This window comes from Pseudomonadales bacterium (genome assembly GCA_024234215.1).
In the GTDB taxonomy this organism is placed as follows: Bacteria; Pseudomonadota; Gammaproteobacteria; order Pseudomonadales; family UBA5862; genus JACKOQ01.
The window spans coordinates 216,437-236,125 of record JACKOQ010000002.1 but is presented as its reverse complement, the minus strand read 5'-3'; the positions used below and the strand labels follow the sequence as shown (position 1 = coordinate 236,125).

Genomic DNA, 19,689 nt, shown 5'->3' with positions numbered 1-19,689 from the left:
TGTCAGCGGGCTGCAAGCGCCATCATGGCGCGCTCAACCGCAGGAGTGCGGCTTGACCTCAAAGTGCAGGTAATCCGCAAGCCGCCGCGACTCATTGACCTCGTCGTGCGGCACCAGCAGATACTTCCACGGTTTGCCGCCGACGCTCGCCGTGAAGGCCGATGCGTGCTGGCACCACTGCAATGTGGCTCGGGCATACCACTCGCGGGTAGGTTGTTCCTTCAGGCGCGTGATCAGATCCCAGCTGTAGTCGCGCTGGAAGCGCGGAATGCGGTAGGTCAGGCCATTGCCGATCAGCTTGCGGAAGGTGTTGTTTTCGGTCTTGAAATTTGTGGCGGCCATTCTGGATCTCCTTCAGGCGATTTCCCATTGGACGGTAAACAGGGTGCGTTCGTCGACCCGCTACTGGAGTTGCACCTGCAACCGGTGATGAGGTCGCTGGTTTGGTCCGTGTTCACCCGGCATCCGGCTTCTTTTTGTTGATGCTGTCGGCGATCCAGCGATTCTATCCAAAGGCGGCGGGCGTCAGCGGGCAATCCTGTCCAGCATTTTCTGCCCCATCAGCCGTTCGCCGCACTGGCTGAGGTGGTTGCTGTCGCGAAAGGTGATGCAGCCTGCGACATGCAGTGGAATGAAGTCAGCGGATGCGCCCTCTTCCCGCACCTGCGAGCGATAGTTCAGCAGGGGTGCCCGGGCGCTCGCCCGCTGCGCGATGGATCGGTCGAGCTGGGCGAACATGTCGCGGTTCAGCGCGCTGAAATCGAGCTGATCGAGCGCGGTCGTGGCCATCCGGCGTGGATTGTCGAGCGGCAGATGCGGTTCGATCCAGGGGCCGAACCAGTAGGTCGGCACGGCCTCGCTGATCGGGATCAGAAACTCCAGCGTCCGGTCGATGAGGGCCTGATCGGGCGCGAGCAGGGTCCGATTGTGCAGGATCGACTCGCGTCGGGCACCCTGCAGCAGATAGAAGCCGGATTGGGCGAAGACCACTGCGGAGATCTGTTCCTTGTGTGTCAGCAGGAAGTCGGCCATCTCGCCGATGTCGCACTTGGCCTGTTGATCGGCCGGGCGACAGGAGCCCCGACCGAGGCGAATGAGAAAATCGGGCCGCCCCGCAGCCGAAGCCAGTGCGCGAAAGAGATTGCCGGAGTGGGAGTCGCCGATGACCAGCAGTGCCTTGCCCCGGCTGCGGGCGCAGTGCTGGAACTGTGAGAGGAACAGTTCGCTGACGCTGGGGCTGTCGATGATGCACTCGCCGTGGCTGATGTGGTTTTCTCCCAGTTTTTTCAGCCTGGCGCTCTCTCTGGCATTGAGATGGTAGAGCCGCTGCGTCTCATCGAGGCTGCGGTTGAAGCGGGCCTCGAAGCCATCGGTGGCCACCGCGGCGAGGCCAAAGCCGGCCACCGCCAGCATGGCCACGGTCAGCATGGCGATGAAGGGCTTGAGTGGCACGCGGCTGGCACTTCTGAAGGGGCCTTCGACATACTTCCAGCTGATGAACGCGAGCGCAAAGCTGAGCAGCGCCAATATCTTGTAAACATCGATGTGGGCGGTGTTGAAGGTGTAGAGCCGCGTCAGCGCGAACAGCACCTGGTGCCACAGGTAGGCGCTGTAGCTGATCAGACCGATGCCGACCAGCAGTCGCTGGCCCAGCAGCTTGCCGACCAAGGTGGCGGGCGAAGCGCCATGGATCACCAGCAGGGTGCCGAGCGTCGGCAGCAGGGCGGCGACGCCCGGAAACGGCGTCTCTCTTCCAAAAAGAGCGAGGCTGAGCAGAATCAGCACCAACCCGGCAGCACCGCTCCATTCGCTCCAACGTGGCGCTGTGCGTCCGCCCGCTCTGGCTTCGTGCAGCGCCAGCAGTGCGCCGAGCAGCAGCTCCCAGGCACGAAACGGCAGCAGGTAGAACGCCGCGCTGGCATCGCCGGCCAGGCGCCACTGCGAAGCCAGCAGGCTCACCAACAGCAGCGCGACATAGAACAGCGAGACATGCCGGCGAAAACAGCGCCACGCCAGCCAGGCGCTCAGCGGGAACAGCAGATAGAACTGCTCCTCGACCCCCAGGCTCCAGGTGTGCAGCAGCGGTTTGAGGTCGGCCTCGCCATCGAAATAGCCCGACTCCTGCCAGAACAGCAGGTTGGAAGAGAACAGCAGCACCGCCAGCAGGCTCTGGGCAAAGTCTTTCAGTTCATCCGGCATCATCCAGCGCCAGGAGAACGGGATCGAGCAGAGCATCACCAGCAGCAGTGCCGGCAGGATGCGCCGCGCCCGGCGTTCGTAGAAGTTGCCGAAGCTGAAGCGGCCCTGGTCGAGCTCCTTGATGACGATCGAGGTGATCAGGTAACCGCTGATCACGAAGAAGATGTCGACGCCGACGAAGCCGCCAGAGAAGGCAGGCAATCCGGCATGAAACAGGATCACCGGCACGACGGCCAGCGCCCGCAGGCCATCGATCTCCGGGCGGTAGTGCCGGGTGCTCATGCGGTGGTCGTGCTCGATTGAATCATCGGGTGACGGTGCTGTTCAAAAAGGCGTGCAACCGATGTGGGGAAGCGGAAGTGGCTTGGCGCCATCGGAGTCGGTTGGCCGGAGGCCGTGTTTCAACGGGGTGGAGGCTGGATCAGCGTTTGATCCAGGTGGCGTGGTAGCGCTCGACACCCTTGCAGTTCTGGTAGCTGTGTACCGACTCGATCGCATAGCCGTCGCCGGCGAACTTGTCGCGCTTGGTCTGGAAGCCCTCCTTGGACATGCTGCGCACCGAAACGAACTCGGCACCGGCCGGCAGCGGCTTCCAGAGGGTGCGGAAGGTCTCGACCCCCTCCTTGCACTGGCCTTCGACCTCGCTGGGGTAGAGACCCTGCTGCACCCGCCGCCGGAACTCCGCCTGCTGCGCTGCGGCCGTCAGTCCTGCGGTGACGGCCGGTTCGCCATTGGCTGTCGACGGGGTTGTTGGGCGTTTTTCCGCTGTGTCGAGCCGATCGGTCTCTTCGTCGCTGTCAGCCGGTGCCGCCGGCCTGGGCTGGGCCGCCGAGGGTGCAGCAGCGGATGCCTCGACGGTGGCCGGCTGCTTGCCGGCCGTGCTGCCGCCACCGAGCAGGCCGCTTTGATGCAGCATGCCGAGCAGACCGGTCACGGCGACGATCAGGGTGCCGGTGGCGGTCAGAACCCCAGGCAGGGTCTGCCACCAGGGAGCGCCCGGTTTCTGTTCAGTCATGGATCAGTTGCTCCTTCATGGGTTGTGCATCCATCGAATGGGAGGTCGCAGCATAAGCAGGGCTGTCCAGCTTGGCAAAGCAGCGTTGCGCGCCGGCAGGGTCACTCCGGCGTCATCGGTGCCGGCCGGAAGTGGCGCTGTGGCGTGACGGCCAGCAGTGCAAAGGCGACCAGACTGATCACGCTGGCGAAGGCGAAGACGCTGCGGTAGCCCATCGCCAGCACCAGATGGCCGAGGATCAACCCCGCCGCCGCCAGACCGAAGTTGAAGGCGCCGCTGTAGGCCGCCATCACCTTGCCGCGCTCCTGCGGGGTGGCGCAGTCGATGGCCACTGCATTCAGTGCCGGGTAGTAGACGCCCTGGGTCAGTCCGAGAATGGCGCCCGCGACATACAGGTTCAACTGGTCCAGCCAGACCAGCGCCAGCGGGGTCAGCACATAGAGCAGCAGGCTGGCGCGCACCACCCGCAGCCGCCCGAGCCGGTCGGGCAGGTCGCCGAAGAAGATCCGTATCGTCACCGCCACCACCGCATAGGCGATGAAGTAGCTCGCCACCTGCTCGATGCCGAGCGACAGCGCCCAGGGCTGGTAGAAGGTGAAGAGCGTGCCGAACACCCAGCCCACCATGGCCGACACCAGGATGATCGGCCCGATGCCGGGTCGGCGCAGCACCTGCCACAGCGTGGCATGGCGGGTGTCGGCCAGCAGCAGCCGCTGCTCCGGCAGCAGACGGCAGAGCAGGGCGGCCAGCAGCGCGGCCGCGGCGGTGGCCACGAACACCGGCTGCCAGCCGTAGTGGGCCGAGGTCCATTCGGCGAAGGCGGGTCCTGCCGCATTGGTCAGGATCATCACCGCGCCAAAGATCCCCAGCGCCTGGCCCAGGCGCGCCGGTGGCGCCAGATCGACCGCCAGCGTGGAGAGCGCGACCAGAAACAGCGTGAAGCCGATGCCCTGCAGGATGCGCAGCAGCCAGATCAGCGGACCGAGACTGTCGACCCACACGAAGCCGATGCAGGAGAGTGCCAGAATCAATGCACCGATCAGGGCATAGCGCTTGCGGCCGTGGCGGTCGATCAAGCCGCCGATGTAGGGCACCGTCAATGCCGAAGCGAGCCAGAACAGCGTGGTGATGCTGCCGATGCTGACCGCGTCGGCCGCCAGGGCGACCGACAGAAATTTGGGCAGCAGGAAAAAGCTCGAAAATGAGAAGCCAAAGACCGCAGCGACCATCAGCACCAGCAGAAATGGCCGGTTGAGCAGTGTTTCAGGGGGCGCTGCGACGGCAGGGTTTGACAAGGCGTTCATCCTCGATGGACTCAATCCGTGGAGATCAGTGGCAGCCGGGTGCAGGCGCCGCATTCATCACGGCGAGGGTGCTTCGCTCTCCGACCAGCCGCCGCCCAGCGCGCGAATCAGCTGCACGCTGGCACGCTGCTGGCGCACGGCCAGATTGAGCGCGTTGCGTTCGCTCTGCAGGGCCGCGACCTGCGCGGTCACCACTTCGAGGTAGTTGGCCACGCCTTCGCGGTAGCGGCTCTGCGCCAGTTGCACCGAACGTTGGGCGGCAGCGACGGCCGACTGCTCGGCCTCGCGCGCACTCTGGTAGTGGTTGAGCAGCGCCAGATTGTCCTCGACCTGCTGGAAGGCCGTCAGCACCACGCCGCGATACTTCGCGCCGGCCTCGTCAAGCAGCGCCCGTGACTGTGCCTCTTCGGCACGTCGCTTGCCGGCATCGAAGAGGTTGACGACCAGGGAGGGGCCGACCGACCAGAAAAGGTTGGGGGCTTTGATCCAGTCGCTGGCATCGCTGCTCTGGTAGCCCGCCGAGGCACCGAGCATGATCGCCGGATAGTAGCCGGCGCGCACCACGCCGACATTGGCATTGGCCGCTGCGACCCGCCGCTGCGCGGCGGCGATGTCGGGTCGCCGCTGCAGCAGGGTCGAGGGCAGCTCGACCGGAACCGGTGGTACCCTGACCTCGGTCAGTCTGGGCGCGATGCTGAAGCTGGAGGCCGACTCGCCGACCAGTGCGGCAATCGCATGTTCAACGAGCGCCCGCTGCGCCCGGCTCTGCGCCAGTTGTGAACGTGCATTGTCGAGCAGGGTCTGGGCACGGGCGACATCGAGCCCGGAGGCGATTCCGCCCTGATGGCGAGTCTGGGTCAGTTCCAGCGCCTTGACATAACTCTCCACGCTCTGCTGCAGGAAGGCACTCTCCCGGTCCAGTCCTCGCAACGCCAGGTAGCCGTCGGCAAGCTGTGCCGCCAGACTGAGGCGTGCCGAGGCCAGGTCATTGGCCACCGCCTGCTGGGTCGACTGGCTCGATGTCACCTGATTGCTGATGCGGCCCCACAGGTCGACTTCATAGTCGGCGGACACGCCAAGGGTGTTGGAGTTGTATTGGTCGGCGGCGTTCGGCGCCGGAGGAGGGCGCAACGGGCGCATCTGCGACTGCTGGAGCCGCTGCACCGTGGCCGAACCGTTCAGGCGCGGCAGCAGCGCCGACTCGCTCTGCCGGGTCACCGCCTCGGCTTGCCGATAGCGCGCCAGCGCGGCGGCCAGATCGGGGCTGTTCGCCAGCAGCCGCTGCTGCAGGGCATCCAGTTCGGCATCGCCGTAGAGTTGCCACCAGCCGTCACGCGGCAACTGGTCGGCGGGCTGGGCCGGGGTCCAGGGCGCCTCCTCCCGGTAGCTGGCGGCCACCGGCACCTCCGGCAGTTGCGGTGGCGGTGCCAACGAACAGCCGGCCAGCGCCAGAGTCAGCGCCAGCAAGCCAGTGAGCCTGCGCTCAGCCCTTGCCGGCATCGCGCTTGCCATCCGTCGCTGGTTTGCCCTCGGCAGGGCTCTTGTTCTCGGGCGCTGCGATCTGCACCGGATCGCCCTCATTGATGCCATCGGGCGGGCTTTCGATCACCCGGTCGCTGGCCGTCAATCCCGTGCCGATGTCGATGCTCTTGCCGAGATCGCGCAGCAGGGTGACCGTTTTCAGCCGGACCCGGTTCTCGGCATCCACCGTGGCGACGCGCAGCCCGGACTTGTCGAACAGCAGCGCGCTGACCGGGATGTTGAGCCCTTCCGCCGCCTGTGGCAGCGCCAGGCTCACCCGGGCGTAGCTGCCGGGCAGCAGTTCACCGGCGCTGTTGTCCACGCTCAGCTGCATCAGCACCGTGCCCGAGGCGGCCTGCACCGCCTGGGCCGAAGCCTCGACCTTTGCCGGATAGCGCTTGCCGGGCCGTTCGGGCACCGTCACCTGCGCATCGGTGCCCGGTCCGATCTTCGCTGTCTGATTCTGTGGCACGCTGACATAGAGCCGCAGCCGCCGGGTGTCGGCAATCACGAACAGCTCCGCGCCGCCACTGCTGCCGGGGTTGATCAGCGCGCCGACGTCGGTCGAACGTGCAGTGACCGTGCCGGCAAAGGGGGCCTGGATGCGGGCGAAGCCCTTCAGTACCTCCATCCGTTCGACATTGGCCTGCAGCGCCTTGACCACCGACTGCTTGACCATCAGGTCGTTGCTCTTTTCGTCGGCCTCCTGTTGCGACACCGCGTCGGAACCGACCATCGCCTGCCAGCGCCGGGCGCTCTTTTGCGCCATGGTGGCATTGGCTTGTGCGCTGGCAAGGTCGGCCCGCGCCTGCAGCAGCTGCTGGTCGAGTTCGGGGGTTTCGATCTCGGCCAGCAGTTGACCGGCCTTGACCTCGCTGCCGATGTCGACCTTCCAGCTCTTCAGATAGCCGGCCACCCGCGCATGGATCGGCGCCCGGGCGTGGGCTTCGAGCCGGCCGGGCAGCTCGATCTCGCTGGCCTGTTTGCTCTTTATCGGCAGCAGCACGGCGACTGTGGGTATTGCCTGCGCTTCGGTCGCGGCTTTCAGCTCGGCTTCGGCGTTGGCCCGGCTGAGAATGCCGATCACCACCAGCGTGGCAGCCAACAGCAGCAGCATGAGCGCGGCGAGGCGCAAGCGGGTGCGCGACAGCGTCGGGGTGGAAGGGTCAACGGGCATGGGCTTCTCCAGTGGCGGCCTCGGGCATGCGGTCATGCCCCGCTCCGGCATGCACGAGGCTGAACACGACAGGCACGAAAATCAGTGTGGCGAGGGTGGCGAAGATCAGACCGCCGATCACCGCCCGGCCGAGCGGGGCATTCTGCTCACCGCCTTCGCCCAGACCGAGCGCCATCGGCGCCATGCCGATGATCATCGCCAGGGCCGTCATCAGCACCGGACGGAAGCGGATGAAGCCGGCGTCGAGTGCGGCTGCCGTCGCATCGCCCAGTTCCAGCAGCCGCTCACGGGCGAAGCTGATCACCAGCACGCTGTTGGCGGTGGCGACCCCCATGCACATGATGGCGCCGGTCAGCGCCGGCACCGACAGCGGGGTGTAGGTGACGAACAGCATCCAGACGATGCCGGCCAGCGCGGCCGGCAGCGCACAGATGATGACGAAGGGGTCGCTCCACGACTGAAAATTGATGACGATCAGCAGGTAGATCAGCACCACGGCGCCCAGCAGGCCGAACAGCAGGCCACTGTAGGAGAGCTCCATGGTATTGACCTGACCCAGCAGCACGACGGTGCTGCCCTTGGGACGCGCATGGGCGTTCTCATCGATGACGCGTCGCACCTCCTTGGCCACCGCGCCCAGATCGCGCCCTTGGGTGGTTGCATGAATCTGCACCATGGTCTGGATGTCATATTGGCTCACCAGCGCATTGCTGCGGCTGCGTTCGATGCTGGCCAGCGCCCCGAGAATCTGCGGGCTGCTGTTGCCAGGTCCGCTGATCGGCAGGTTGGCCAGTGTCGACAGGGAGTCGAGCTGATGTTGCGGTGTCTGCATCACGATCGGGTAGGAGACGCCATTGACCGGATTGAGCCAGAAGGTGGGTGCCACCTGACTGCTGCCGGCCAGGTTGACCAGCAGGCTGTTGGTCACATCGCGGGTGGTGAGCCCCACCTGCTGCGCCTGGGTGCGATCGAGATCGACCCTGAAGACCGGGTTGCTGCGTGACTGCTGGATGCGCGCATCGGCAATGCCGGGAATGCGCCGGATCTTGCTCAGCAGCAGGTTGGCATGGTCGAAATTGGCATCGAGGTTGTTGCCGCGAATCTGCACATCGATCGGTGCCGGCGCACCGAAGTTGAGAATCTGGCTGACGATGTCGGCGGGCGGAAACGAAAAGGTGACGCCGGGAAACAGCCGTGGCAGCTGCTCGCGCAGCGCGCGCACATGGTCGGCCGTGGGGGCGTGTCCCGGCTTCAGGGCGATCTGGATGTCGCCATCCTGACTCCCCATCACCCCGGTGTTGTTATAGGTCAGGTTGATGCTGCTGATCGGCAGGCCGATGTTGTCGACCAGGGTGGCGATCTCATCGGCCGGAATGATGCGGCGGATGGCCGCCTGGATTCTGGCGAACTGGGCAGCGGTCTCTTCGACCCGGGTGCCGACCGGCACACGGGCGTGGATCAGAATCTGCCCGCTGTCGACCGCCGGGAAGAAGTTGCGGCCCAGAAAGGGCACCAGGGCAAAGGAGGCCAGCACCAGCAGCATGAAACCGCCGACGAAACGGCGACGGTTCGCCAATGCCAGCAGCAGGAGTTGTCGATAGAGGTCACGAAACCGCTCGAAACCGGCCTCGAAGCGGCGCTGGAAGCGCACCAGCGGGTTGCGCGAGGGCGGCAGCGCCAGGTCGTTGCCATGCAGGTCGGTGTGGGACGCATGGGTGCGCAGCAGATGGTTGGCCAGCGTCGGCACCAGTGTGCGTGACAGCAGGAACGAGCAGATCATCGCAAAGATCACCGACTTGGCCATTGGCACGAACAGGAAGCGGGCGACCCCTTCGAGAAAGAACATCGGCACGAAGACGATGCAGATGCACAGCAGCGAGACGAAGGCCGGCGTGACGATCTGCCGGGCGCCATCCATGATCGCGGTTTCGACCAGCTTGCCCTGTTCGAGGTGCCAGTTGATGTTCTCGATGGTCACGGTGGCATCGTCGACCAGAATGCCGATCGCCAGCGCCAGACCGCCCAGGGTCATGATGTTGAAGGTCTCTCCGGTCAGCGACAGGGCGATGATCGCCCCCAGCACCGACAGCGGAATCGACAGCGCGATGATCAGCGTGGCCCGCCAGCTGCCCAGAAACAGCAGGATCATCAGGCTGGTCAGCACCGCGGCGATCACGCCTTCGACCGCCACGCCGGTGATGGCAGCACGCACGAACAGCGACTGGTCGTTGATCAGTTCGACCTTCAGGTTCTCCGGCAGCGAGGGGGTGATTTCGGCCAGCTTGCGCTTGACCCCATCGACGATCGCCAGCGTCGAGGTCGACCCGTTCTTCAGCACCGACATCAGCACCGAGCGGTTGCCGTCGACATGGACGATGTTGCTCTGGGGCGGATTGCCATCGCGTACCTGGGCGACATCGCGGATGTAGACCATCGCACCATTCACCACCCTGATCGGCAGATTGCCCAATTCGGCAATCGCATCGGGCGCGCTGTTCAGTTGCATGGTGTATTCGAATTCACCGATCTTCTGCTTGCCGATCGGCACGATCAGGTTCTGTGCCGCCAGTGCGTTGGCGACATCCTGTGCCGACAGGCCGCGCGCCTGCAGCGCGGTGGGGTCGAGATCGATCAGCACCTGCCGGCTCTTGCCGCCATAGGGGTAGGGAATCGCCAGACCCGGCACCGTGATCAGACCGATGCGGACGCTGTTCAACCCGATGTCGGCCAGGCTTTGCTCGGACATTCCCTTGCCCGAGAGCGCCAGCTGGATGATTGGCACCGTCGAGGCTTCGTAGTTCAGGATCAGCGGCGGTGTCGTGCCGGCCGGCATCTGTCGGATCCCCACCTGCGAGGCTGCCGTCACCTGGGCATTGGCAATCGCCAGATCGACACCCGGCTGGAAGAACACCTTGATGATGCCGTAGCCGGCGTAGGAGTTGGCCTCCATGTGCTCGATGTCGTTGACGGTGGTGCTGAGGGTGCGCTGGAACTGTGTGATCATGCGCCCCGCCATCTGATCCGGCGGCAACCCGGTGTATTGCCAGGCCGTCGCGATCACCGGAATGCGGATTGCCGGCAGAATGTCGGTGGGGGTGCGCAGCGCGGCCAGCGGGCCGATGATCAGCAGCAGCAGCGCTACCACTATGAAGGTGTAGGGCCGTTGCAGGGCGATGCGGACCAGACCCAGCATCATTGGATCGGATTCCATTTCAATCGGCTGTCATGCCGGTTGTTCGGTTGATGCCGGAACAAGAACAGACCCATCACTGCGTGAAGCACAAAAAGATAGATATCAGTCACCAAATAGTTCGATGGCTAAGCATTTCCGCACAAGAGGCGCCAGTAAGGGCGTCATGCTCAGTGCATCAGCCCTGTCACCCTGGTGGAGTCGTGGGGGGAGCTCAATCGTTGCAGAGCATAACAGCTTGGGCAAAGGACGGAAAAGCGCCTTCGGGCAGTGGCAGTGCATCTTCCTGGTGCGTTTTTGCGTTGCAAGGCCGAGCATGGCTCGATGACGTGCGTGAGAGGGGCGACAGGGTTGTTCAAGACGACTGCGCATTGCCCGTCACGACTCGATGATCAACTTTTTGCGGTAAACTTCGGCCAATGCAGAGTGCCGAGACGGGTCAACGGATCGATTGAACCGGCATGGTCTTTCCGACCGTTGCCACAGCTTCAGGCATGACCAATGAGCTGGCATCTCGTCAAGAATCAAAAACATGTTGTGGATCAACTGCCGATGAATACCCAATACCGCAAAGCCCTGCCCGGCACTTCTCTCGACTACTTCGACGCGCGCGAAGCCGTCAACGCCATCCAGCCCGGCGCCTGGGACCGGTTGCCCTACACCGCCCGCATCCACGCCGAGAACATCGTGCGCAAGGCCGATCCGGCCATCATTGATGAGTGCCTGAAACAGATCATCGAAGTGAAACGCGAGCGCGATTTTCCGTGGTTCCCGGCCCGCGTCGTGTGCCATGACATCCTCGGCCAGACCGCGCTGGTCGATCTCGCCGGCCTGCGTGACGCCATTGCCGAGCAGGGCGGTGATCCGGCGAAAGTGAATCCGGTGGTGCCGGTGCAGCTGATCGTCGATCACTCGCTGGCGGTGGAGTGCGGCGGGTTCGATCCGCAGGCCTTCGAGAAAAACCGCGCCATCGAGGATCGTCGCAATGAAGACCGCTTCCACTTCATCGAGTGGACCAAGCTCGCCTTCGATAACGTTGACGTGATCCCGGCCGGCAACGGCATCATGCACCAGATCAACCTGGAGAAGATGTCGCCGGTGATCTATGTGCAGGACGGTGTGGCCTTCCCGGACACCTGCGTGGGCACCGACAGCCACACGCCGCACGTGGATGCCTTGGGCGTGATCGCCGTGGGCGTCGGTGGCCTGGAAGCCGAGAACGTGATGCTCGGCCGCGCCTCCTGGATGCGGCTGCCGGAGATCGTCGGCGTGAAACTCACCGGCCAGCGCCAACCGGGCATCACCGCCACCGATATGGTGCTGGCACTCACCGAGTTCCTGCGCCAATCGAAAGTGGTCGGCGCCTATCTGGAGTTTTACGGCGAGGGCGCTTCCTCGCTGTCGATCGGCGACCGCGCGACCATCTCCAACATGGCCCCGGAATACGGCGCCACCGCAGCGATGTTCACCATCGACCAGCAGACGCTCGACTACCTGCGCCTGACCGGTCGCAGTGACGAACAGGTGAAACTGGTCGAGACCTACGCGAAAGAAGCCGGCCTGTGGGCCGACGCGCTGAAAAGCGCGGTGTATGAGCGTGGCCTCGAGTTCGACCTGTCCAGCGTCGTGCGCAACATGGCCGGCCCGTCCAACCCGCATGCGCGTGTCGCCACCAGCGACCTGGCTGCCAAGGGCATCGCCGGCAATCTCGACGCCGCACGCAAGCAGGAAGCAGCAGGGCTGATGCCGGATGGCGCGGTGATCATCGCCGCCATCACCAGCTGCACCAACACCTCCAACCCGCGCAACGTCATCGCCGCCGCTTTGCTGGCCAGGAAAGCCAACGCGCTCGGCCTGACCCGCAAGCCCTGGGTAAAAAGTTCGCTGGCACCCGGTTCCAAGACCGTGGCGCTTTATCTGGAAGAAGCGGGCCTGAAGGGCGAGCTGGAGAAACTCGGCTTTGGCATCGTCGCCTTCGCCTGCACCACCTGCAACGGCATGTCCGGCGCGCTCGATCCGAAGATCCAGCAGGAAATCATCGACCGTGACCTGTACGCCACGGCCGTTCTTTCCGGCAACCGCAATTTCGACGGCCGTATTCATCCGTACGCCAAGCAGGCCTTCCTCGCCTCGCCACCGTTGGTGGTGGCCTACGCGCTGGCCGGTACCATTCGTTTCGACATCGAGAAGGATTCGTTCGGCACCGACAAGAACGGCAAGCCGATCTATCTCAAGGACCTGTGGCCGTCCGACGCGGAAATCGACGCCATCGTGGCCAAGAGCGTGAAGCCGGAGCAGTTCCGCGCCGTTTACATCCCGATGTTCGAGTTGCGCGACACCACCGGCGAGCGTGCCAAGCCGCAGTACGACTGGCGCCCACAATCCACCTACATCCGCCGCCCGCCGTACTGGGAAGGCGCGCTGGCCGGCGAGCGCACGCTGAAAGGCATGCGGCCGCTGGCGCTGCTGCCGGACAACATCACCACCGATCACCTGTCGCCGTCGAACGCCATCCTGCTGGATTCGGCGGCGGGCGAATACCTGGCGAAGATGGGCCTGCCGGAGGAGGACTTCAACTCCTACGCCACCCACCGCGGCGATCACCTCACCGCCCAGCGCGCCACCTTCGCCAATCCGCAGTTGGTCAACGAGATGGCGGTGGTCGACGGCAAGGTGAAGAAGGGTTCGCTGGCGCGGGTCGAGCCGGACGGCAAGGTGATGCGCATGTGGGAAGCGATCGAGACCTACATGAACCGCAAGCAGCCGCTGATCATCATCGCCGGCGCCGACTACGGCCAGGGTTCATCGCGTGACTGGGCGGCCAAAGGGGTGCGTCTGGCCGGTGTGGAGGCGATCGTCGCCGAGGGCTTCGAGCGCATCCACCGCACCAACCTGATCGGCATGGGTGTGCTGCCACTGGAGTTCAAGCCGGGCACCAACCGCAAGACGCTGGCGCTCGACGGCACGGAGACCTACGACGTCATCGGCAAGCGCACCCCGCGCGCCGACCTGACGCTGGTCATCCATCGCAAAGATGGTGAGAAGGTGGAAGTGCCGGTCACCTGCCGTCTCGACACAGCCGAAGAGGTCTCCGTGTATGACGCGGGTGGTGTGTTGCAGCGCTTCGCGCAGGATTTTCTGGCCGCGGCGAAGAGCGCTTGAGGTAGACCATGGCACAGGCCCCACAAATCAAAATTCCCGCCACCTACCTGCGCGGCGGCACCAGCAAGGGCGTGTTCTTTCGCCTGCAGGATCTGCCGACCAGCTGTCAGCAGCCGGGTGAAGCGCGCGACAAACTGTTCCTGCGCGTGATCGGCAGCCCCGATCCCTACGCCGCGCAGATCGACGGCATGGGCGGCGCTACCTCCAGCACCAGCAAGTGCGTGATTCTTTCCAAAAGCACGCAGCCCGATCACGACGTTGATTACCTTTATGGGCAGGTCTCCATCGACAAGGCCTTCGTCGACTGGAGCGGCAACTGTGGAAACTTATCCACCGCTGCCGGTGCCTTTGCGATTCATGCCGGGCTGATCGATGCGTCGCGCGTGCCGCAGAACGGCATCTGCGTCGTGCGCATCTGGCAGGCCAACATCAAGAAAACCATCATCGCACAGGTGCCGGTGACCGATGGCCAGGTGCAGGAAACCGGTGATTTCGAACTCGACGGCGTGACCTTTCCGGCGGCCGAAATCGTGCTCGAATTTCTCGATCCGTCCGATGATGGCGAGGACGGCGGCGCGATGTTTCCCACCGGCAATCTGGTTGATGACCTCGACGTGCCCGGTATCGGCACACTCAAGGCGACACTGATCAGCGCCGGCATTCCCACCGTGTTCGTCAATGCCGAAGAGATCGGCTACAGCGGCACCGAACTGCGTGAAGCCATCAACACCGATCCGAAGCAACTTGAGCGCTTCGAGCAGATCCGCATCGCCGGTGCGCTGCGCATGGGCCTGATCAAGACGCCGGAAGAGGCCCAGACGCGCCAGCACACGCCGAAGATCGCCTTCGTGGCGCCGCCGAAGGATTATGTGGCGTCCAGTGGCAAACAGATTGCGGTGGGCGACATCGACCTGCTGGTGCGTGCGCTCTCGATGGGCAAACTGCACCACGCCATGATGGGCACCTGCGCGGTCGCCATTGGCACCGCGGCAGCCATTCCCGGCACACTGGTCAACCTGGCCGCCGGTGGCGGCGAGCGCGAGGCGGTGCGCTTCGGCCATCCGTCGGGCACCCTGCGCGTGGGTGCCGAGGCGCGGCAGGAAAACGGCGAGTGGGTGGCGAAGAAGGCGATCATGAGCCGCAGCGCGCGGATCTTGATGGAAGGCTGGGTGCGGGTGCCGAAAGGAAGCTTCTGAGCCGCAAGCGACTACCCGGCAGTCCACTGGTCGATGGTGATGTGACCGGGTTGCGCCCGGATCCGTTGCAGCCACGCCAGCACGGCCGGATAGCGTGACAGATCGAAGCCGCCCTCATGGGCCTCGTGGGTGTAGGCATAGAGGGCGATGTCGGCGATGGTGTAACGCTCAGCGACCATGAACTGACGGTGCTGCAGATGCTCATCCATCACCGCCAATGCCTGATTTCCGGCCTTTTGCTTCTGTGCCAGCAGCTCAAGGTTGAAGGGTGTCGGTTCGAACCCCTTGATCACAAGCCAGAACCTTGGCGTGGCGATGTTCGGCTCATGGCTGTACTGCTCGAAGAAGAGCCACTGCATCACCTGCGCCTGTTCGAGGCGCTCCGTCGGCCAGAAGGGTGTGCCTTGGGACAGAAAACAGAGAATGGCATTGGATTCCGGCAGGCAGCTGCCATCCTCCAGCTCAAGCAGCGGAATGCGGCCGTTGCGGTTCTTTTTCAGGAACGCCGGCGTTCTGGACTCCCCCCGCAGAATGTCGATCGGCAGGTACTGGTAAGGCTGTGACAGTTGCGCCAGCAACAGTCGCACCTTGTAGCCGTTGCCCGATCTGGGGTCGTCGTAGAGCTTCACGCTGCGCCTCATTGCATTCGTCGCTGTAAAAAGCCCTCTTCGGCGGTGATGATTGCGATCCACCCTGCAGGCGGCCTCAGGCACTCCAGTACAGATCGAGCGGCACCCTCTGCTGCTCCAGCACTGCCCGCACCGGGCAGGTTTCGACCGCGCCGGGTTGTCGCGCCTGCAGGTAGCGTTGCCACTTCTGTTCGCCCTCGATGTGCAGATAGAGCTGCCGGCTGTCGAGCAGGGTGGCGAGGGTCAGGCTGACGCGCGGATGGTCGACGCCGGCCGGCGGCATGGCGGCAAAGGTGGCGCTGTGCTGTTCATGCAGACCGGTTTGCAGCTGCGGACTGCCTGGAAAGAGCGAGGCGGTGTGGCCATCCGTGCCCATGCCGAGAATCACCGCATCGAACGGGCGATGCAGTTGGGCGAACAGCCGTTCGCTTTCGGCATGGCCGAGCCAGGGGTCGGCAGCGGCGGTCACCAGTGGCACGAACCGCGCCGCCGCGGCGGCTGCGCGCAGAAGTTCGCGCCTGACCAGCCCGGCATTGCTGTCCGGATGGGTTTCTGGCACCCAGCGGTCGTCGGTCAGGCTGACGATGATGCGTGACCAGGGCAGTGGCTGCTGGCTCAGTCGCTGAAAGAGCGCTGTCGGCGTACGTCCACCGCTGACCAGCAGTGTCGCCGCCGCACGCTGGTCGAGGGCCTGTTGCAGGTCGGCGACGATGGACTGGGTCAGTGCCGCGACCAGTTGTGTCGAGTCGGCGAAACGGTGCTCGCGAACCACGTCGGCTCACTCCTCGTGCCAGGTGAAGCCATCGCGCTCGATCAGTGCGATGGCGGCGGTGGGTCCCCAGGTGCCGGAGATGTACTTCTTGAGGTTTTCTGGGTGCTGGTCCCAGCCGGCGAGGATCGGCTCACACCAGCGCCAGGCGGCCTCCTGCTCATCGCGGCGCATGAAGAGCGTCGGTCGACCGCGAATCACATCGATCAGCAGCCGTTCGTAGGCATTGGGCAGCCGCCCCTTGAAGGTTTCGGCGAAGTCGAGGTTGAGATCGACCGAGCGCAGTTGCATGCCCGGTCCGGGCTGCTTGGCCATCATCGCCAGCCGGACCCCCTCCTCGGGCTGCAATCGCAGCACCAGCCGGTTGTTGATCAGCGCGCCGGAGCCGGGCTCGAAGATCGAGTGGGGCACCTGGTGAAAATTGATGACGATCTCGGAGATGCGGTTCTGCAGCCGCTTGCCGGTGCGCAGGTAAAACGGCACGCCGGCCCAGCGCCAGTTGGAGATCTGGGTCTTGATGGCGACGAAGGTCTCGGTGCTGCTGAGCGGATCGATGCCCGACTCGTCGAGGTAGCCGGGCACCGGTACGCCGCCGACCGCGCCGGCACGGTACTGTCCACGTACGGTCTGGCTGGTCACGTTCTGCGCGGTGATCGGTTCCAGTGCATTGAGTACCTTGACTTTCTCGTCGCGGACCGCATTGGCATCGAGGGTCGAGGGGGGCTCCATCGCCACCAGGCAGAGCAGTTGCAGCAGGTGGTTCTGCACCATGTCGCGCAGTGCACCGGCCTGGTCGTAGTAGCCGCCGCGTCCTTCGACCCCCACCTGCTCGGCCACGGTGATCTGCACATGGTCGATGAAACCAGTGCGCCAGATCGGTTCGAACAGGGCATTGCCAAAGCGCAGCACCATCAGGTTCTGCACGGTCTCCTTGCCCAGGTAGTGGTCGATGCGGTAGATCTGCTGCTCGCCGAAGACTTCACCCACCTGGTCGTTGATCAGCCGCGAGGAGGCCAGGTCATGACCCAGCGGTTTTTCCAGCACCACCCGGGTGCCGGCATGCACCAGTCCGGCCTGTCGCAGTTGGTGGCAGATCGGTCCAAACAGCGACGGGGCCGTGGCCAGATAGAAAACGCGTGGGGTGTCGTGGTCGCCATGCAGCCGCTGACGCAGCTGCTGATAGCCCTCGGGCTGGCTGCCGTCGAGTTCGACATAGTCGACAAAGGCGGCGAAGCTGTTGAAGCTGTGCTCCTCGAAGTGGGAGCCCGCCACATATTTCTGCAGGGCGCGCCGCAGTTCGACCAGATAGCCTTCGCGGTTCAGCGGGGTGCGCGAGACCGCGATGATGCGGCAGTCGGCCGGGAATTGCCCCTCCTGATAGCGGTGGTAGAGTGCCGGCATCAGCTTGCGCAGGGCGAGGTCGCCGGTGCCACCGAAGACGACCATCTCGAACGGGCAGAGCGGGGTCAGGGTCATCGCGACAGCTCCAGGTTGCAACCGCCATCAGCCACGCAGCAACCATACCAGTTTTTCTCCCGCTGCATGTGCGGCGCGAACTCACCAAGGTGGCATGGAATTTCTATCTTCTTATAAAGGGCACTGTCAGCCAGGCGGGTGAAGTGGCCCTTTTTCTTGTCTTTAAGTGGCTGATCTGCATCGGAGGGCGTCATGACCAGGCTTCATCCCCGCATCGCATCGGTGACCGAGCGCATTCGCCAGCGCAGCAGTGGCCCGCGCGCCGCCTATCTCGATCGCATCAGCGCGGCCCGAGGGCGCGGACCACGTCGGCGGGCGCTCTCCTGCACCAACCTGGCCCATGGTTTCGCCGGCTGCGCCAATGCCGAAAAGCAGTTGCTGCGCGGGGCTGAGGGCGCCAACCTCGCCATCGTCTCGGCCTACAACGAGATGCTGTCGGCGCATCAACCCTTCGTCGACTATCCCGGCTGGATCAAGGCGGCCGCGATCCGCGCCGGCGGCAGTGCCCAGTTTGCCGGTGGGGTGCCGGCGATGTGCGATGGTGTCACCCAGGGGCAGCCAGGCATGGAGCTGTCACTGTTCAGCCGCGACCTGATCGCGATGGCCACCGCGGTGGCGCTCTCGCACGAGATGTTCGATGCGGCACTCTATCTGGGCGTCTGCGACAAGATCGTGCCGGGGCTGCTGATCGGTGCGCTCAGCTTTGGCCACCTGCCGGCGCTCTTCGTGCCGGCAGGTCCGATGCCATCCGGGCTCTCCAACAGCGAGAAGGCGGCCGCGCGGCAACGCCATGCCGAGGGCAAGCTGAGCCAGATCGAACTGCTCGATGTCGAGGCGCGCGCCTACCACAGTCCCGGCACCTGTACCTTTTATGGCACGGCCAACTCCAACCAGATGTTGATGGAAGTGATGGGACTGCATCTGCCGGGATCGGCCTTCATCAACCCTGGCACGCCACTGCGGCGCGCCTTGACCGAGGCGGCAGCACAACGGGCCATGGAGATCACCGCACTGGGACCGCACTGCACACCGGTGGGGGAGGTGATCGATGAGCGGGCCATCGTCAATGGCATCGTCGGCCTGCTGGCCACCGGCGGTTCGACCAACCACTGCATCCACCTAGTGGCCATCGCCCGGGCCGCCGGCATTCTGATCGACTGGAACGATTTCGACGCACTGTCGGCGGTGGTGCCACTGCTGGCGCGCATCTACCCCAATGGCGCGGCCGATGTGAACCACTTTCAGGCCGCTGGTGGCATGGGACTGCTGATTCGTGAACTGCTGGAAGGTGGTCTGCTGCATGGCGATGTCCGCACCGTCGCCGGGGAGCGCGGTCTGGCCGCCTACACCGAGGTGCCGTTGCTCGATGAGACTGGCCAGCTCATCTGGCGGCCGGCGCCGGCAGCGAGTGGTGACCCTGATGTGCTGCGTGGTGTTGCGCAGCCCTTCTCCGCCAGCGGCGGTTTGCGGCTGGTCGAGGGCAACCTCGGGCGCGCCATCGTCAAGGTGTCGGCGGTGGCGCCGGCACATCGGCGGGTGTTGGCGCCGGCGCGGATCTTCGACTCCCAGCAGGCGCTGCAGCAGGCGTTCGAGGCCGGCAATCTCAGCGGTGATCTGGTAGCGGTGGTGCGGTTCCAGGGACCGATGGCCAATGGCATGCCGGAGCTGCATGGCCTCACACCGATCCTGAGCCTGCTGCAGGCGCGCGGACAGCAGGTGGCGCTGGTGACCGATGGCCGCATGTCGGGCGCCTCGGGCAAGGTGCCGGCGGCGATCCATGTCACACCCGAGTGCACGCAGGGTGGTGCGCTGGCGAAACTGCGCGAGGGTGACAGGGTGCTGCTCGATTGCGAGCGTGGCATCCTGATGGCGCAGGTGGCTGACGATGAGTGGCAGAAGCGGCCGCTGGCGACGGCCGACCTGAGCGCGAACGAGTCAGGATACGGGCGGGAGCTCTTCGCGCCGTTCAGACAGCAGGTGGGCTCGGCGGAGCAGGGTGCGACGCTGCTGGCGCCGATCGGTTGAAGTTCAGCGCGGCGGTTCCATCCTGA

The 19,689-nt window shown here is 64.7% G+C and carries 14 protein-coding genes; 3 read left to right on the top strand and 11 right to left on the bottom strand.

The window, feature by feature from the left end; translation table 11 throughout:
* Positions 1–33 precede the first annotated feature (33 nt).
* The 7 genes from H7A13_05495 to H7A13_05465 form a co-directional block, all read right to left on the bottom strand.
* Positions 34–342: a hypothetical protein gene (locus H7A13_05495; protein MCP5332795.1), complete on the bottom strand. Its 309-nt coding sequence runs from the start codon at positions 340–342 to the stop codon at positions 34–36.
* A gap of 183 nt (positions 343–525) precedes the next feature.
* Entirely contained in the window at positions 526–2,481 is a 1,956-nt protein-coding gene (locus H7A13_05490; GenBank protein MCP5332794.1) for an acyltransferase, read from the bottom strand.
* A 139-nt stretch (positions 2,482–2,620) separates the two neighbouring features.
* Positions 2,621–3,214, bottom strand: coding sequence for a hypothetical protein (locus H7A13_05485; protein ID MCP5332793.1), 594 nt, complete (start codon positions 3,212–3,214; stop codon positions 2,621–2,623).
* 101 nt (positions 3,215–3,315) lie between these two features.
* On the bottom strand, positions 3,316–4,509 hold the full coding sequence (locus H7A13_05480; protein ID MCP5332792.1) for an MFS transporter: 1,194 nt from the start codon (positions 4,507–4,509) through the stop codon (positions 3,316–3,318).
* A gap of 66 nt (positions 4,510–4,575) precedes the next feature.
* Positions 4,576–6,018, bottom strand: coding sequence for an efflux transporter outer membrane subunit (locus H7A13_05475; GenBank protein ID MCP5332791.1), 1,443 nt, complete (start codon positions 6,016–6,018; stop codon positions 4,576–4,578).
* The gene (locus H7A13_05470) at positions 6,002–7,216 is read right to left on the bottom strand and encodes an efflux RND transporter periplasmic adaptor subunit (protein ID MCP5332790.1); all 1,215 of its coding nucleotides are present in this window, start codon (positions 7,214–7,216) and stop codon (positions 6,002–6,004) included. The genes H7A13_05475 and H7A13_05470 overlap by 17 nt, the downstream gene beginning before the upstream one ends.
* Positions 7,206–10,409 (bottom strand): efflux RND transporter permease subunit, encoded by a 3,204-nt coding sequence (locus H7A13_05465; GenBank protein ID MCP5332789.1) that lies wholly within the window; start codon positions 10,407–10,409, stop codon positions 7,206–7,208. Before H7A13_05465 ends, H7A13_05470 begins: the two co-directional genes overlap by 11 nt.
* A gap of 549 nt (positions 10,410–10,958) precedes the next feature.
* On the opposite strand from H7A13_05465, the gene acnD reads away from it, so the two are divergent.
* Both acnD and prpF read left to right on the top strand, forming a co-directional pair.
* Positions 10,959–13,568: a Fe/S-dependent 2-methylisocitrate dehydratase AcnD gene (acnD, locus tag H7A13_05460; protein ID MCP5332788.1), complete on the top strand. Its 2,610-nt coding sequence runs from the start codon at positions 10,959–10,961 to the stop codon at positions 13,566–13,568.
* Positions 13,569–13,576: 8 nt separating this feature from the next.
* Positions 13,577–14,764, top strand: a complete 1,188-nt coding sequence (gene prpF, locus H7A13_05455) for a 2-methylaconitate cis-trans isomerase PrpF (protein ID MCP5332787.1) — start codon at positions 13,577–13,579, stop codon at positions 14,762–14,764.
* 11 nt (positions 14,765–14,775) lie between these two features.
* Here the strand turns inward: prpF and H7A13_05450 are convergent, their stop codons facing one another.
* From H7A13_05450 to H7A13_05435, 4 genes are all read right to left on the bottom strand, one after another.
* Entirely contained in the window at positions 14,776–15,405 is a 630-nt protein-coding gene (locus H7A13_05450; GenBank protein MCP5332786.1) for a glutathione S-transferase family protein, read from the bottom strand.
* Positions 15,406–15,469: 64 nt separating this feature from the next.
* Positions 15,470–16,165, bottom strand: a complete 696-nt coding sequence (gene pgl / locus H7A13_05445; GenBank protein ID MCP5332785.1) for a 6-phosphogluconolactonase — start codon at positions 16,163–16,165, stop codon at positions 15,470–15,472.
* 6 nt (positions 16,166–16,171) lie between these two features.
* Positions 16,172–17,638, bottom strand: a complete 1,467-nt coding sequence (zwf, locus tag H7A13_05440) for a glucose-6-phosphate dehydrogenase (protein MCP5332784.1) — start codon at positions 17,636–17,638, stop codon at positions 16,172–16,174.
* Positions 17,635–17,832 carry a hypothetical protein gene (locus H7A13_05435; GenBank protein ID MCP5332783.1) on the bottom strand — a complete coding sequence of 66 codons (198 nt, stop codon included), beginning with the start codon at positions 17,830–17,832 and terminating at the stop codon, positions 17,635–17,637. Before H7A13_05435 ends, zwf begins: the two co-directional genes overlap by 4 nt.
* Between H7A13_05435 and H7A13_05430 the strand changes: the two genes are divergently transcribed.
* Positions 17,831–19,663: a phosphogluconate dehydratase gene (locus H7A13_05430; protein MCP5332782.1), complete on the top strand. Its 1,833-nt coding sequence runs from the start codon at positions 17,831–17,833 to the stop codon at positions 19,661–19,663. The genes H7A13_05435 and H7A13_05430 overlap by 2 nt on opposite strands.
* The last annotated feature ends 26 nt before the right edge of the window (positions 19,664–19,689 follow it).

Coding starts and splice junctions, on each gene's coding strand:
- H7A13_05490 (MCP5332794.1), bottom strand. CDS start 2,481: ATGAGCACCCGGCACTACCGCCCGGAGATCGATGGCCTGCGGGCGCTG.
- H7A13_05475 (MCP5332791.1), bottom strand. CDS start 6,018: ATGCCGGCAAGGGCTGAGCGCAGGCTCACTGGCTTGCTGGCGCTGACT.
- zwf (MCP5332784.1), bottom strand. CDS start 17,638: ATGACCCTGACCCCGCTCTGCCCGTTCGAGATGGTCGTCTTCGGTGGC.
- acnD (MCP5332788.1), top strand. CDS start 10,959: ATGAATACCCAATACCGCAAAGCCCTGCCCGGCACTTCTCTCGACTAC.
- H7A13_05470 (MCP5332790.1), bottom strand. CDS start 7,216: ATGCCCGTTGACCCTTCCACCCCGACGCTGTCGCGCACCCGCTTGCGC.
- H7A13_05430 (MCP5332782.1), top strand. CDS start 17,831: ATGACCAGGCTTCATCCCCGCATCGCATCGGTGACCGAGCGCATTCGC.
- H7A13_05450 (MCP5332786.1), bottom strand. CDS start 15,405: ATGAGGCGCAGCGTGAAGCTCTACGACGACCCCAGATCGGGCAACGGC.
- H7A13_05485 (MCP5332793.1), bottom strand. CDS start 3,214: ATGACTGAACAGAAACCGGGCGCTCCCTGGTGGCAGACCCTGCCTGGG.
- H7A13_05435 (MCP5332783.1), bottom strand. CDS start 17,832: ATGACGCCCTCCGATGCAGATCAGCCACTTAAAGACAAGAAAAAGGGC.
- H7A13_05465 (MCP5332789.1), bottom strand. CDS start 10,409: ATGCTGGGTCTGGTCCGCATCGCCCTGCAACGGCCCTACACCTTCATA.
- H7A13_05495 (MCP5332795.1), bottom strand. CDS start 342: ATGGCCGCCACAAATTTCAAGACCGAAAACAACACCTTCCGCAAGCTG.
- prpF (MCP5332787.1), top strand. CDS start 13,577: ATGGCACAGGCCCCACAAATCAAAATTCCCGCCACCTACCTGCGCGGC.